Here is a 14,050-nt window from a genome sequence, read left to right as displayed (position 1 = left end):
TCGCGCGAACAATAACGCCAACCGTTGGCGGGCCCGCGCGTAGCTGCAAGTTTCATCGAATACGCGAAAGAGGCCCGCCAAGTGCGGGCCTCTTTCGTTTTGTGTGCTTGATTTTTGCGCGAATCCATCCGCGCAAGGCAAACCCGGCCATCCATGGCCGATGTTTCAACTTTGTGCGGGGTTCCATCTGCGCAAGAGCAACCCCGGCCATCCATGGTCGACTCTTCACAAAAAGCGGTATTCACCATCAGCAGCCGAGGAAACCCCACCATGTGTTCGATTTTCGGAATGTTCGACCTGCAGCCGGGTGATGATCTCGCTGCCTTGCGCCGGCAAGCGCTGGAGCTGTCGCAGCGCCAGCGCCATCGCGGGCCGGACTGGAGCGGGGTGTTCGTCGATGCCGGGGTGATCCTGGTGCACGAGCGGCTGGCCATCGTCGATCCGGCCAGTGGCGCACAGCCGCTGCGTTCGCGCGACGGCGCGCTGGCGCTGGCGGTGAACGGCGAGATCTACAACCACGGCCAGTTGCGGGCCGGCAGTGGCTACGACTTCACCACCGGCTCGGACTGCGAGGTGATCAACGCGTTGTACCGCGAGCAGGGCAGCGACTTCGTGGGCCGGCTCAACGGCATCTTCGCGTTCGCGCTGTGGGACGGCGAGGCGCAGCACTACCTGATCGCGCGCGACCCGATCGGCGTATGCCCGCTGTACTGGGGCCACGATGCGCAGGGCCGCCTGTGCGTGGCCTCGGAGATGAAGGCGCTGGTCGGCGTGTGCGCCGACGTGGCGCCGTTCCCGCCGGGCCACGTCTACGACAGCGCCAGCGGCGAGTTGCGCCGCTACTACGCCAAGCCGTGGCGCGACTACGCCGCCACGCGTGGGCACGAGGTTGCCGCGCCCGTGTTGCGCCAGGCCTTCGAGCAGGCCGTGCACCGCCAGCTGATGACCGACGTGCCGTATGGCGTGCTGCTGTCCGGCGGACTGGATTCCTCGCTGGTTGCCGCCTGCGCCGCCAGGTTCGCGCGCGAGCGCATCGAGGACGGCGACCGCAGCGAGGCCTGGTGGCCACGCCTGCATTCGTTCGCGATCGGGCTGGACGGCTCGCCCGACCTGGCCGCCGCCCAGGTCGCCGCCGACGCCTTGGGCACGGTGCATCACGGTTTCGTCTACACGTTCTGGGAGGGCCTGGACGCGCTGCCAGAAGTGATCCGCCACATCGAGACCTACGACGTCACCACCATCCGCGCGGCCACGCCGATGTACCTGCTGGCGCGGCGGATCAAGGCGATGGGGGTGAAGATGGTGCTGTCCGGCGAAGGCAGCGACGAGATCTTCGGCGGCTACCTGTACTTCCACAAGGCGCCGTCGGCCGAAGCCTTCCACGAGGAAACCGTGCGCAAGCTCGACGCGCTGCACAGCTACGACTGCCTGCGCGCGAACAAGGCGATGATGGCCTGGGGCGTGGAGGCGCGGGTGCCGTTCCTCGACCTGGAGTTCATCGACGTGGCGATGGGCATGGATGCGAAGCACAAGATGGCTGGCGGCGGCAGGATCGAGAAGCACGTCTTGCGCGAGGCGTTCGACGGCGCCTTGCCGAAGGAAATCCTGTGGCGGCAGAAGGAGCAGTTCAGCGACGGCGTCGGCTATGGCTGGATCGACGGATTGAAGGCGCACGCGGAGCAGGCGGTGACCGATCGCGAATTTGCCGCCGCGGCGGCACGCTACCCTTTCAACACGCCAGCGACCAAGGAGGCATATTTCTACCGGCGCATCTTCGAGCAGCACTTCCCCGGCGAAGCCTGCGCGGCGACCGTGCCCGGCGGCAAGTCGATCGCTTGCTCCTCGCCCGCGGCGCTGGCGTGGGATCCAGCGTTCGCCAACGCCGCCGACCCCTCGGGCCGCGCGGTGAAGGGGGTGCACGAAAAGGCGCTGGCTTGAACATTCAAGGCAGCACGGTGAGCAGCGAAGCGGCCACGCACCATCCGACGATGGCGAGCGCCGGCCAGCGTGCCCGGGCGAGCAGGGCGAAGGCGCTCAGCGCAACGACGACATCGAGCGGGCGATGCACCGCGCTGGTCCACACCGGGTCGTACAACGCAGCGGCGAGCAGGCCGACCACGGCGGCGTTGACGCCGGCCAGCACACGTGCGGCATCATTGCGCGCGGCGAGTGCCTGCCAGAACGGCAGCGCGGCGGAAACCAGCAGCAGCCCCGGCAGGAAGATCGCCAGCAGGCAGACCGTGGCGCCGAGCGCGCCGCCGTGTCCGATGCCGATGCGCTCGCCCAGAAATGCCGCGAGGCTGAACATCGGGCCGGGCATCGCCTGGGCGGCACCGTAACCGGCGAGGAAGCTGTTGCCGTCGAGCCAGCCCGGATCGACCACGGTCTGTTTCAGCAAGGGCAGCACCACGTGGCCGCCGCCGAACACCAGCGCACCGGCGCGGTAGAAACCCGCCGTCACCTGGGGCCATGCCGGCGCACCGGACCACGGCAGCAGCGAGATCAGCAACAACCCGGCGAACACGGCCAACAGGGCGGCGCCGCCGCGTCGCCCATGCCGCAGCGGCAGGCGCCCACCCGGATGCGCCGTCACCGAGCGGCACAACCACGGACCCAGCAGCGCTCCCAGCGCAACCACGAACAGTTGCATCCACGCGTTGCCGCCGATCGTGACCAGCAGGGCGGCGAGCGCGGCGAGCAGCAGGCGCGGCAGGTCCGGCGTGAGCCGGCGCGCCATGCCGAGCAGGCCTTGGGCGACCACCGCCACGGCAACCAGCTTCAGGCCGTGGATCACCGCCTGACCAAGTGCGCCGGACAGATGCGTGCTCAGCACGGCGAAGGCAAACATCAGCAAGGCCGAAGGCAGCGTGAAGCCGACGAAAGCCGCCACGCCGCCCCAGCCGCCGGCCCGCAGCAAGCCGATGGAAAAGCCCAGCTGGCTGCTCGCCGGCCCCGGCAGGAACTGGCACAACGCCAGCATCTGGCCGAAACGCTCGTCGTCCAGCCAGCGCCGTCGCTCGACGAATTCGCGATGGAAATAGCCCAGGTGCGCGATCGGCCCACCGAACGAGGACGCGCCCAGTCGCAGGAAGACGGCCAGTACCTCCCGGACAGAGCCTGCCGGCGCGGACGTGTTGCTCATGCGCAATCGAACAACGCCATGAAACCGAAATCCATGTGCAACTGCATGTGGCAGTGGAGCAGCGACAAACCGCGCTGGTCGGCGGTGAAATCGACGTCCATGCTCTGGTAGCCACCCAGCATCGCCACGTCCTTGATTACGCCGGCGACGGGTTGGCCGACGATGCGGGTGATCTCGAAGCTGTGCCGATGCAGGTGCATCGGGTGGATGTCGTCACTGGCGTTGTGCATGCGCAGCCGGTAGCGCTTGCCGTACTGCAGGCGGAACCTCGGTTGCATCGAGTGCATGTCGAACGGCTGGCCGTTGATCGTCCACTGGTTGAAGCCGTGGAGGGTGGCGTTGCGCTTGGCGAAGGTCAGCTCGATGGTCTCGTCGGGAGTGGCCGGAGGTGGCGCATCCGGCGAGGCGAAACGGCGGTAGTCCCACTGGAACGGCGGCGGCTTGATCCACTGCGGCTTGCCGTCGTGGCCAGCGTACTCGACCACGATGCCCATGCCGCGGGTGCGGTCGTCATCGGCGAGGTCACCGAGTATCCACACGCCCGGATGCGTCATCTCGACGATGGCCGAAATGCGCTCGGCGGTGCCCAGCCACAACACCGGCACCGTCGCCGGGTGCGGCACCGGGTTGCCGTCCAACGCCAGCACCGTGAACGCGTGGCCGGGCAGGGCCAGGCTGCGGATCTCGGTGGCGCTGCCATTGATGACGTGCAGCAGCACGCGCTCGCCGGCACGTACGCGGATCGGCTCGCCGTGGCCGAGCATGCGGCCGTTGATCGAGAACGACTGGTAGCCGACCTCATACCCGTGCGACGCGCCAGCGGCCAGCGAGGCCTTCATCGCCGTTTCGCCGCGCTGCTGCAGGGCCGGGTCGCGCCTGTCCGGCTGCAGGAAATCCATCGCCATGTCGCCGCCCTTGCTGAAGAACGGATCGAACTCCTTCAGGGTCAGGAACACCTCGCGGTCCCAGGCCCCGGACTCGTGCGGTGGCTCGATGTACACGGGGCCGACCAGGCCGCCGTACTGGCCGAGGTCGAGATCGGCGCCGGCGCGTACATGCGTGTGATAGAAACGCAGCCCCGTCGGCCCGGGCACGAAGCCTATCCGGCGCATGCCGTGCGCCGGGATGTAAGGCGTACCTTCTTCGGCGGCGCCATCCACCGCGGCAGGCAGCGTTTGCCCGTGCCAGTGCAGTTGCTCGGGCGTGTCGGTGTCGTTGTGGATGTCCACCAGCACCGGCCGGCCCTGTTTCAGCCGCAACAGCGGCCCGGGGAACTGGCGGTTGTAGGTACGCGTGGACACGACGTGGTCGGGTGCCAGCTCCACCAGGCTGCGGCCGATGCGCAGCGTGTGGTCGGCAGGGCGCTGCGATAGCGGCGACGGCATGGCCAGCGCGCCGCCGGCCTGGAGCAGCCCGGGCACGGCGCCAGCCAGGGTCAGACCACCCAGTTTCAGGAATTCTCGGCGGTCGATCGGCATGGCCAGCTCCGTTCGGGGACAAACGCGGCCAGTGTAGTGCGCCAGGCCGCGAAGGCAGCGCCGCCTCTGGTATTCTTGCGTGCTTGCCTCCCACCAAGATTTCACGATGATCGAGACCAATCCCGTCCATGCGCAGATCGACGACCTTCGCGGCCGCGTCGAAGCGCTTAGGGGGTATCTTTGACTACGCCACCAAGCGCGAACGCCTCGAAGAAGTAACCCGCGAACTGGAGAGCCCCACCGTGTGGGACGACCCGGCCAACGCGCAGGAGCTGGGCCGCGAACGCGCCCGATTGCACACCATCGTCCACGGCATCGACACGCTGACTGCCGGCCTGGACGACGCCGGTGACCTGCTGGAGATGGCCGTCGCCGACGGTGATGACGACACCGCGCAGTCGGTGATCGACGACCTGGCCAAGCTGGAGTCGCAGGTCGGCAAACTGGAGTTCCAGCGCATGTTCTCCGGCAAGATGGATGCGATGAACGCGTTCGTCGACATCCAGGCCGGCGCCGGCGGCACCGAGGCGCAGGACTGGGCCGAGATGCTGCTGCGCATGTACCTGCGTTGGGCCGAGTCGCGCGGCTGGAAGGTCGAGCTGATGGAAGTCAGCGGCGGCGACGTGGCCGGCATCAAGTCCGCCACCTTCCGGGTCGAGGGCGACTATGCCTACGGCTGGCTGAAGACCGAGATCGGCGTGCACCGGCTGGTGCGCAAGAGCCCGTTCGATTCGGACAACCGCCGGCACACCAGTTTCACCTCGGTGTTCGTTTCGCCGGAAGTGGACGACAGCATCGAGATCGACATCAACCCGGCCGACCTGAAGACCGATGTGTACCGTTCGTCGGGCGCCGGCGGCCAGCACGTCAACAAGACCGAGTCGGCGGTGCGCATCACCCACGTGCCCACCAATACGGTGGTGGCCTGCCAGACCGAGCGCAGCCAGCACGCCAACCGCGACCGTGCGATGAAGATGCTGGCCGCCAAGCTGTACGAGCTGGAAGTGCAGAAGCGCAATGCCGAGCGGGATGCATTGGAAGCCACCAAGTCCGACATCGGCTGGGGCAGCCAGATCCGCAACTACGTGCTGGACCAGAGCCGCATCAAGGATCTGCGCACCGGCATCGAGCGGTCGGATACGCAGAAGGTACTCGACGGCGATCTCGACGAGTTCATCGAGGCCAGCCTGAAATCCGGTCTCGAAGCCGGCGCCAAGCGCATCGACGCCTGACACCGGATTCCCTTCGACCCGCTCACTGACGAGGTGACCCGCATGAACAGCAAGAAGATCGGCACCCTCCTGATCGCCTTCGCTGCGCTGACGGCGTTCGGCGCGACAGCGCAGTCGCAGCAGGGCAGTGCCGGCCAGGGCATCAAGCAGGACGCGAAGGCGGTCGGCCACGGCGTCGCCGACGGCGCCCGCGATGTCGGCCACGCGACCAGGCATGTGGCCAGGAAGATCGGCCACGGCGCGAAAGAGGCGGGCACCGGCATCGGCCATGGCGCAAAGAAGGCCGGCATCGCCGTCGGCCACGGTGCGCGCGAGGGCTGGGATGCCACCAAGCGCGGCGTCAAGCAGATTTTCGACAAGGGCAATTGAGCGCCGCCCCATCCACGAGACACTCGCTGTCCAGCGCACGCTGGCAGCCACGGAACCATCCATGAGCGAAGTCACCGACACCCTTCCCGTCGACGAGAACAAGTTGATCGCCGAGCGCCGCGAGAAACTGAAGGCGCTGCGCGGGCAGGGCATAGCATTCCCGAACGACTTCAAGGTCGACAGCTTCGCCGGCGACCTGCAGGCCGAGTTCGCCGACAAGGACGTGCACACGGCCGAGGCGGTCGAGGCTGCTGCGCGCCGGGTGAAGATGGCCGGGCGCATCGTGCTCAAGCGCGTGCAGGGCAAGGTCAGCTTCGTGCAGCTGCAGGATTTCAGCGGGCGCATCCAGTTGTTCATCCACGCCGGCACGCTGGGCGAAGCCTACGAGGCGTTCAAGGGCTGGGACGTGGGTGACATCGTGGGCGCCGAAGGCGTGCTGATGCGCACCAAGACCGGCGAACTTTCCGTCCGGGTCGACCAGCTGCGCCTGCTGACCAAGAGCCTGCGCCCGCTGCCGGACAAGTTCCATGGTCTGGCCGACGTGGAGCAGCGCTATCGCCAGCGCTACGTCGACCTGATTGTCACCGAAGAGTCGCGCCGCACCTTCATGCTGCGCTCGCGCATCATCGGCTACATGCGCCAGTGGCTGGAGGCGCCGTCGCGCCGCTTCATGGAAGTGGAGACGCCGATGATGCAGGTCATTCCCGGCGGCGCCACGGCCAAGCCGTTCGTCACCCACCACAATGCGCTGGATCTGGACCTGTACCTGCGCGTGGCGCCGGAGCTGTACCTGAAGCGCCTGGTAGTCGGCGGCTTTGAGCGCGTCTACGAGATCAACCGCAACTTCCGCAACGAGGGCGTGTCGACCCGGCACAACCCCGAATTCACCATGCTGGAGCTGTACCAGGCGTACGCCACCTACCACGAGATCATGGACCTCACCGAGGCGGTGATCCGCGACACCGCGCAGGCCGTGCTTGGCACCACGCAACTGGAATGGGACGGCGCCGCGATCGACGTCGGCCCGGTGTTCCGCCGCTGGCGCATGGAAGACGCCGTGCTCGAGCACAACCCCGAGATCCGCCGCGAGGAACTGCGTAATCGCGAGGCGATGGCTGCGCACGCGAAGCGCCTCGGCGTGCAGGTCAAGCCCGGTTACGGCTGGGGCAAGCTGCTGCTGGAGATCTTCGAGAAGACCGTCGAGCACACCCTGGTGCAGCCCACCTTCATCACCGCCCATCCGGTCGAGGTGTCGCCGTTGGCGCGCGAGAGCGACACCGACAAGGGCATCACCGACCGCTTCGAGCTGTTCGTCGGCGGCAAGGAAATCGCCAATGGCTTCTCCGAGTTGAACGACCCGGAAGACCAGGCCGCGCGCTTCCAGACCCAGGTCGACGCCAAGGACGCCGGCGACGACGAGGCGATGCATTTCGACGCCGACTACATCCGCGCGCTGGAGGTGGGCCTGCCGCCCACCGGTGGCCTCGGCATCGGTATCGACCGCCTGGTGATGCTGCTGACCGGTTCGTCCTCGATCCGCGACGTGCTGCTGTTTCCGTACATGCGGCCGGAAGCGTGAGCGTCGACGTGCCCGCGCTGCAGGATCTGGCCGCGCCCGACGGCGTGTGCTACGGCTGCGGCAGCGCCCATCCGCGCGGGCTGCACATCAAGAGCCACTGGCACGAGGACGGCGTGCACGTGGTCAGCACGCACCTGCCGGGGGCGGATTTCCACGGCTGGCCGGGGCTGGTCTACGGCGGCCTGATCGCGATGCTGGTGGACTGCCATTCCAACTGGACGGCGATGGCCTACCACTACCGCGCCGAACACCGCGCGCCGGACAGCAAGCCGCGCATCGACTGCGTCACCGGCAGCCTCGGCATCAAGTTCCTCAAGCCCACGCCGATGGACGTGCCGCTGACGCTGAAGGCGCGCGTCGAGGGCGACGTCGGGCGCAAGACGCGCGTGCTGTGCGAAGTCTATGCGGGCGAGGTGCTCACCGCGGTGGGCGATTCGGTCTTCGTGCGTGTCGACACCGCCCGGCTGGCCGAGGCCGCGCGGAACGCCTGAGGGGTGGCGTGGGTTAAACTTGCGGTTTCGCAAAAGCCCGGAGCCTGCGCCATGTGGTTTGCCATCCTCGGAACGGACGTCGCCGACTCGCTGGAGAAGCGCAAGGGCGCACGGCCGGCGCACATCGCGCGCCTGCAGGCGCTGCTGGACGAGGGCCGCCTGTTCGTGGCCGGCGCATTCCCGGCGATCGAGTCCGAGGATCCGGGCCCGGCCGGCTTCAGCGGCAGCCTGATCCTCGCCGAGTTTCCGTCGCTGGTCGAGGCCCGCGCCTGGGCCGACGCCGATCCCTACGTCGCCGCCGGTGTCTATGCCGACGTGCAGATCAAGCCGTTCCGCAAGGCCCTGCCGGCATGAGCGAAGCGATGGTCGAGCAGATCCGCCAGCGGCTGACCCGGGCCCTGGCGCCGACCGAGCTGGAGATCGTCGACGAGGGCCACCTGCATGCCGGCCACGCCGGCGAGGGCAAGGGGCATTTCCACGTGCGCATCGTCAGCGCGGCCTTCGCCGGGTTGCTGCCGATCCGCCGCCACCGCCTGGTTTACGCCGCGCTGGACGGCCTGATGGACAACGGGATACATGCGCTGTCGATCGATGCCACGAGCAAGTGACTAAAAACAATAAGTTGGATTGATATCCTGAACCAATACTTCACGCCGGAACGCGTTGCAGCGCCGCTCCGCGTTTGGCACAGTGCCTTGTCGCCCGGCTGCACGGGCATTACCGCTGACCCGTTGAACACTGCATGCGCCTGAGCACCATCAAACTCGCCGGTTTCAAGTCCTTCGTGGACCCGACCACCCTGCACCTGCCGAGCAACATGATCGGCGTCGTCGGCCCCAACGGCTGCGGCAAATCCAACATCATCGACGCGATCCGCTGGGTGATGGGCGAGAGCGCGGCCAGCCGCCTGCGCGGCGATTCGCTGACCGACGTGATCTTCTCCGGCTCCAACACGCGCAAGCCGGTGGGGCAGGCCACGGTCGAACTGATCTTCGACAATGCCGACGGTTCGGTGCAGGGCGAGTACGGGCAATACGCCGAGATCTCGGTAAAGCGCCAGGTCACCCGCGACGGCCAGTCTTCCTACTATCTCAACGGCGCGCGCTGCCGCCGCCGCGACATCACCGACCTGTTCCTCGGCACCGGCCTGGGCCCGCGCAGCTACTCGATCATCGAGCAGGGCATGATCAGCCAGATCATCGAGGCGCACCCGGAAGAACTGCGCACGCATCTGGAAGAAGCCGCCGGCATCTCCAAGTACAAGGAGCGGCGCAAGGAAACCGAAAGCCGCATCAAGGCGACCCGCGAAAACCTCGACCGCGTGCGTGACGTGCGCGACGAGGTCGACAAGCAGCTCGAACACCTGAACCGCCAGGCCCGCGCCGCCGAACGCTGGAAGGCGCTGAAGGAAGAGCAGACCCGCAAGGAAGCCGAACTGCGCGCGCTCGAATACCGCGGTCTCAAGAGCCAGCACGACGGCGAAGGCGCCGGCCTGTCCGCGGCCGAGATCGAGATCGAGAAGCAGCTGGCCCGCCAGCGCGAGATCGAGGCGCGCATCGAAAGCATGCGCGAGCGTCACACCGACGCCAGCGAGCACCTCAACGCGGTACAGGCCGACGTGTACAAGGTCGGCGCCGAGATCGCCCGCGTCGAGCAGCAGGTACGCCACAACAAGGAGAGCGCCGAGCGCCTGCAGCGCGCCCATGCCGACAGCGAACGCGAGCACGCCGAGCTGGCCGCGCACATCGCCACCGATCGCGAGCAGATCGAAACCTTGCGCATGGCGCTGGCCGAAGGCGAACCGAAACTCGAGGCGCTGCACCAGCTGCAGGAGGACACCGCCGAAGCCCAGCGCAGCACCGAGGCGAAGCTGGCCGACTGGCAGCAGCGCTGGGATGGCCATACCCGCAACGCAGGCGAGTCCAACCGTGCTGCCGAGGTGGAGCGTACCAAGCTCAATTACCTGGACCGCCAGGGCATCGACCTGGCGCGCCGCCGTGAAGCACTGGAAGCCGAGCAGAAGGCCACCGACATGGTCGCCCTGACCGCCGCCGGCGAACAGCTGCACGGCGAGCACGACACCCAGCGCGAGCGTGTGGAAACCCTGGGCAGCCTGCTCGACCAGCACAAGTCCCGGCACGAAAAGGTGCAGGAAGAAGAACGCCAGGTGTTGTCCTCGCTCAACGAGATACGCCAGCAACTGCAGACCGCGCGTGGCCGGCAGGCCTCGCTGGAAGCGCTGCAGCATGCCGCGCTCGGCCAGGAAGAGAACGCCGCCAGCAGCTGGCTGGCCCGCCTCGGCCTGACCGCGTCGCGCCGCCTCGGTGAATCGCTGCAGGTCGAGAACGGTTGGGAAACCGCCGTCGAAACCGCCTTGAGCGGCTTCCTCGACAGCGTGCTGGTGGAAGGGTCGCACGCGCTGGCCGCCGAGTTCACGGCACTCGACAACGCCGACGTCGCCTTGCTCGATGCCGTCGAAGGTGGCGCCGGCGCCGCCGGCACACTGGCCGCGCACGTGCGCGGTCCCGCCGCGGCCATGGCCATCCTCGGCCATGTGCTCACCGCCGAATCGCTGGACGACGCGCACCGGCAGGTGGTTTCGCTGGCCGCACTGGCGCCGTACCAGTCGGTGATGACGCGCAGCGGCGAGTGGCTGGGCCCCGGCTGGGCCCGCGTGCGCCGGGCACAAGGCAGCCAGGTCGGCGTGCTGGCGCGCGAGCGCGAATTGCGCACGCTGGCCGAACAGATCGCCACGCTGGAGGCGCAACTGGAAGAGGCGGGCGAGCGGCTCGAGGCCCTGCGCACCAACAAGTTCGAAACCGAGCGCGCACGCGACGACGCCCAGCGCGAGCTGTACAACGCGCACCGCCGCCAGTCCGAACTGGCCGGCCAGTTGCAGAGTCATCGCGGCAAGCTGGAAACCGCGCGGGCCCGCGCCGAGAAGGTCAGCGGCGAACTGGCTGACCTGGCCGCCCAGCTCGACGAATTGCAGACCCAGACCCGCGAGGCCCGCGCCCGGCTGGATGAATCGGTCGGCCTGATGGGCGATCTGGAAGACCAGCGCCGCGAGCTGGAAAACGAGCGACGCGGCCTGCTCGAGGCACGCGAGGAAGCGCGCATGAATGCGCGCGAGGCAGCCGATCAATCCCACGCGCTCGCGCTCTCGCTGGAGTCCAAGCGCTCGTCGCTGCACTCGCTGGAACAGGCATTGGGGCGCATGGATGCCCAGTTGCGCCAGATCGAGGCGCGCCGCAGCGAAATCGCCGAGCAGCTTGCTGCCGGCTCCGACCCGATCGCCGAACTGGAAGCCGAGCGCCAAGCCTATCTGGACCAGCGCCTGCTGGTCGACAAGCAACTGGTCGAAGCGCGTCGCGCGCTGGAAGATTGCGACCTCGAGTTCCGCAAGCTCGAACAGGAACGCCACCTGGCCGAACAGGATCTGGCGGCCCTGCGCGAAGGCCTTTCGCAAAAACGCCTCGCCGCGCAGGCGCTGCAGCTGCGTGCCGAACAACTGGCCGAGGCAATCACCGCGTCGGGGCTGGAGCTGGAGCCCCTGCTGGCCGAGCTGGCCGACGACATCGATGCCGACCAGTGGCGCACACAGCTGGCCGAGCTTGGTCACAAGATCATCCGGCTGGAGCCGGTCAACCTGGCCGCGATCCAGGAACACGCCGAGCAGAGCGAGCGCAAGACCTACCTCGACAACCAGCTCACCGACCTGGTCGACGCGATGGCGACGCTGGAAGGCGCGATCAAGAAGATCGACCGCGAGACCCGCCAGCGTTTCAAGGAAACCTTCGACAAGGTCAACGCCGGCGTGCAGGAACTGTTCCCGCGCCTGTTCGGCGGCGGCCATGCCTACCTGGAACTGACCGGCGACGATCTGCTCAACACCGGCGTGACGATCATGGCGCGTCCGCCGGGCAAGCGACCCTCCAACATCTCGCTGCTGTCCGGCGGCGAGAAGGCGCTGACCGCGGTGTCGCTGGTGTTCGCCATCTTCGGCCTCAACCCCGCGCCGTTCTGCCTGCTCGACGAGGTCGACGCACCGCTGGACGAGGCCAACGTGGGCCGCTTCTCCAGTCTGGTGAGCGAGATGAGCGAACACGTGCAGTTCATCTTCATCAGCCACAACAAGGCCACCATGGAAGCCGCCACCCAGCTGTGCGGCGTGACCATGCGCGAGCCCGGCGTGTCACGGCTGGTGCAGGTGGATCTGGCCGAAGCGGCTAAACTGGCGGGAGCTGCCTGAAGGAACCGATGATGACCGTGCAACCCTTGCTTGCCTTTGCCTGGAACGCCGCCGTCGGCATTCCCATGCTGGTCGTGGGGCTGGTCGTGCTGGCACTGATCTGGTTGTTCGGCCAGCCGCGGAAGGAGCAGGGCAAGCGCAGGGCAGCGGGCGATGCTCACACGCACGGACACGCGCGGCGCGAGCCCACCATGGGCGGCTCCAGCTTGGCCGACAACCCGGCCTTCAGCCTGGGCGACACCTCGGCGACGCCGCAGCAGGGCGAGCTAGACGTCGGTCTGCGTGAGGAACTGGAGCGCCTCGGCGCCACGCTCTCCGGCGAACGCCATGCCGCCAAGCCGGCCGAGCGCCTGACCGAACGCCTGGCCGGCCATGCCGCCTCGATCGTGGACACCTTGCGCGCGCCCGCCGAACCCACCGCCGAACCCACCGCCGAAGCGCCCGCTGCCGCGCCGGTGCCGCCGCCAGCGCCGCCCACCGCCAAGCCGGCGCCGCGCTCGGAGCTGGGTCGGCGCCCGGCCGACAAGCCGGTGGAACGCATCGTCACGCTGTTCGTGGTGGCCCGCGACGGCGCGCGTTTCAACGGCCCGGACCTGGTGGTCGCCACCGAGAAGGCCGGGCTGGAATTCGGCGACATGGGCATCTACCACCGGCTGGTGGACGGCAAGCGCGAACTCGGGCCCATCTTCAGCGTCGCCAACATGCTCAAGCCGGGCAATTTCGACCTGGCCCGGCTGGACGCGCTGCAGACTCCGGGGGTCAGCTTCTTCATGACCTTGCCCGGACCCATTCCCGCGCTCGACGCCTGGGACGCCATGCTGCCCACCGCGCAGCGGCTGGCCGAACTGCTGGATGGCCAGGTGCTCGACGAGGAGCGCAATGCGCTGGGTCGTCAGGGCATCGCGCACATCCGTGATCAATTGCGCGGATGGGACCGCGACCACGAAGGTGAAGAAATCATCTTCGGTCGTTGAGCGGCTCGCCTTGCCTGACCGGGAGCGGGAACCATGACGATTGGCTTGCGCTGGAAAGTCGCCGCCGCCCTTGCTGCCCTCGTGCTGGCGGCGCTGGCCTGGAACGGGGTGTCGCGCTACCTCGCCGCCCGCCATGCCGACGAACTGATCCAGGAATCCCGGCGTGCCGCGGCGCTGCAGGCCGAACAGGCGAAAGCCCGTGCACGACAGCGCCATGACCAACTGGCGCGCGACCTGCGCCAGCGTCGGGAGGAACTGGCCAGCAATTATCGCCAGGTGGCCGACCAGGCCCGCGAATACCAGGCCCGTCGCGTCGTGCAGCTGGAACGCCAGCAGGAGCAGGACAGGCGCGTCGCCGCCAGTTACCTGCTGGACGAAAACCAGCAATGCGCCAACGGCATCGTGATCGATCGCCGCGGCTCCACCTTCACCCAGGCCCGCGGCCGCGGCGGCGGGCCGATCCGTTGCCAGGGCGACAAGGCCCTCGAACCACTGCGCTGATTCCGCACCGGGGTCGCGGATAGTCACTGGGC

Annotated in this window: 12 protein-coding genes; 10 read left to right on the top strand and 2 right to left on the bottom strand. The window is 67.9% G+C overall.

The window, feature by feature from the left end; all coding sequences use genetic code 11:
- Positions 1-270: 270 nt before the first annotated feature.
- On the top strand, positions 271-1,938 hold the full coding sequence (gene asnB, locus B1991_RS02485) for an asparagine synthase B (RefSeq protein ID WP_136257132.1): 1,668 nt from the start codon (positions 271-273) through the stop codon (positions 1,936-1,938).
- A gap of 4 nt (positions 1,939-1,942) precedes the next feature.
- Here the strand turns inward: asnB and chrA are convergent, their stop codons facing one another.
- Entirely contained in the window at positions 1,943-3,142 is a 1,200-nt protein-coding gene (gene chrA / locus B1991_RS02480) for a chromate efflux transporter (RefSeq protein WP_136257131.1), read from the bottom strand.
- Positions 3,139-4,620: a multicopper oxidase family protein gene (locus B1991_RS02475; RefSeq protein ID WP_210772079.1), complete on the bottom strand. Its 1,482-nt coding sequence runs from the start codon at positions 4,618-4,620 to the stop codon at positions 3,139-3,141. The genes chrA and B1991_RS02475 overlap by 4 nt, the downstream gene beginning before the upstream one ends.
- A gap of 106 nt (positions 4,621-4,726) precedes the next feature.
- Here B1991_RS02475 and prfB point away from each other — a divergent pair.
- From prfB to B1991_RS02430, 9 genes are all read left to right on the top strand, one after another.
- A protein-coding gene (gene prfB / locus B1991_RS02470) for a peptide chain release factor 2 (RefSeq protein WP_136257130.1) occupies positions 4,727-5,852 on the top strand; the annotation gives its coding sequence in 2 pieces (ribosomal slippage) (positions 4,727-4,801 and positions 4,803-5,852; 1,125 coding nt in all).
- Between the two features lie 42 nt (positions 5,853-5,894).
- Positions 5,895-6,221 (top strand): hypothetical protein, encoded by a 327-nt coding sequence (locus tag B1991_RS02465; RefSeq protein WP_136257129.1) that lies wholly within the window; start codon positions 5,895-5,897, stop codon positions 6,219-6,221.
- A 61-nt stretch (positions 6,222-6,282) separates the two neighbouring features.
- Complete coding sequence (gene lysS, locus B1991_RS02460) at positions 6,283-7,800, top strand: lysine--tRNA ligase (RefSeq protein ID WP_136257128.1); 1,518 nt, start codon at positions 6,283-6,285, stop codon at positions 7,798-7,800.
- The gene (locus tag B1991_RS02455; protein WP_136257127.1) at positions 7,797-8,291 is read left to right on the top strand and encodes a PaaI family thioesterase; all 495 of its coding nucleotides are present in this window, start codon (positions 7,797-7,799) and stop codon (positions 8,289-8,291) included. Before lysS ends, B1991_RS02455 begins: the two co-directional genes overlap by 4 nt.
- 51 nt (positions 8,292-8,342) lie before the next feature.
- The gene (locus B1991_RS02450) at positions 8,343-8,645 is read left to right on the top strand and encodes a YciI family protein (protein WP_136257126.1); all 303 of its coding nucleotides are present in this window, start codon (positions 8,343-8,345) and stop codon (positions 8,643-8,645) included.
- Positions 8,642-8,899 carry a BolA family protein gene (locus tag B1991_RS02445; protein ID WP_136257125.1) on the top strand — a complete coding sequence of 86 codons (258 nt, stop codon included), beginning with the start codon at positions 8,642-8,644 and terminating at the stop codon, positions 8,897-8,899. Before B1991_RS02450 ends, B1991_RS02445 begins: the two co-directional genes overlap by 4 nt.
- Before the next feature lie 134 nt (positions 8,900-9,033).
- The gene (gene smc / locus B1991_RS02440) at positions 9,034-12,543 is read left to right on the top strand and encodes a chromosome segregation protein SMC (RefSeq protein ID WP_136257124.1); all 3,510 of its coding nucleotides are present in this window, start codon (positions 9,034-9,036) and stop codon (positions 12,541-12,543) included.
- 11 nt (positions 12,544-12,554) lie between these two features.
- Complete coding sequence (zipA, locus tag B1991_RS02435) at positions 12,555-13,517, top strand: cell division protein ZipA (protein ID WP_136257123.1); 963 nt, start codon at positions 12,555-12,557, stop codon at positions 13,515-13,517.
- Positions 13,518-13,550: 33 nt separating this feature from the next.
- Positions 13,551-14,018 (top strand): hypothetical protein, encoded by a 468-nt coding sequence (locus B1991_RS02430; protein WP_136257122.1) that lies wholly within the window; start codon positions 13,551-13,553, stop codon positions 14,016-14,018.
- Positions 14,019-14,050: the final 32 nt, after the last annotated feature.

The sequence above is a fragment of the Rhodanobacter lindaniclasticus genome (assembly GCF_004799035.1).
In the GTDB taxonomy this organism is placed as follows: domain Bacteria; phylum Pseudomonadota; class Gammaproteobacteria; order Xanthomonadales; family Rhodanobacteraceae; genus Rhodanobacter; species Rhodanobacter lindaniclasticus.
This window is presented reverse-complemented; position numbering and strand designations above follow the sequence as displayed.

Coding starts and splice junctions, on each gene's coding strand:
- asnB (WP_136257132.1), top strand. CDS start 271: ATGTGTTCGATTTTCGGAATGTTCGACCTGCAGCCGGGTGATGATCTC.
- chrA (WP_136257131.1), bottom strand. CDS start 3,142: ATGAGCAACACGTCCGCGCCGGCAGGCTCTGTCCGGGAGGTACTGGCC.
- B1991_RS02475 (WP_210772079.1), bottom strand. CDS start 4,620: ATGCCGATCGACCGCCGAGAATTCCTGAAACTGGGTGGTCTGACCCTG.
- B1991_RS02465 (WP_136257129.1), top strand. CDS start 5,895: ATGAACAGCAAGAAGATCGGCACCCTCCTGATCGCCTTCGCTGCGCTG.
- lysS (WP_136257128.1), top strand. CDS start 6,283: ATGAGCGAAGTCACCGACACCCTTCCCGTCGACGAGAACAAGTTGATC.
- B1991_RS02450 (WP_136257126.1), top strand. CDS start 8,343: ATGTGGTTTGCCATCCTCGGAACGGACGTCGCCGACTCGCTGGAGAAG.
- B1991_RS02445 (WP_136257125.1), top strand. CDS start 8,642: ATGAGCGAAGCGATGGTCGAGCAGATCCGCCAGCGGCTGACCCGGGCC.
- smc (WP_136257124.1), top strand. CDS start 9,034: ATGCGCCTGAGCACCATCAAACTCGCCGGTTTCAAGTCCTTCGTGGAC.
- zipA (WP_136257123.1), top strand. CDS start 12,555: ATGACCGTGCAACCCTTGCTTGCCTTTGCCTGGAACGCCGCCGTCGGC.
- B1991_RS02430 (WP_136257122.1), top strand. CDS start 13,551: ATGACGATTGGCTTGCGCTGGAAAGTCGCCGCCGCCCTTGCTGCCCTC.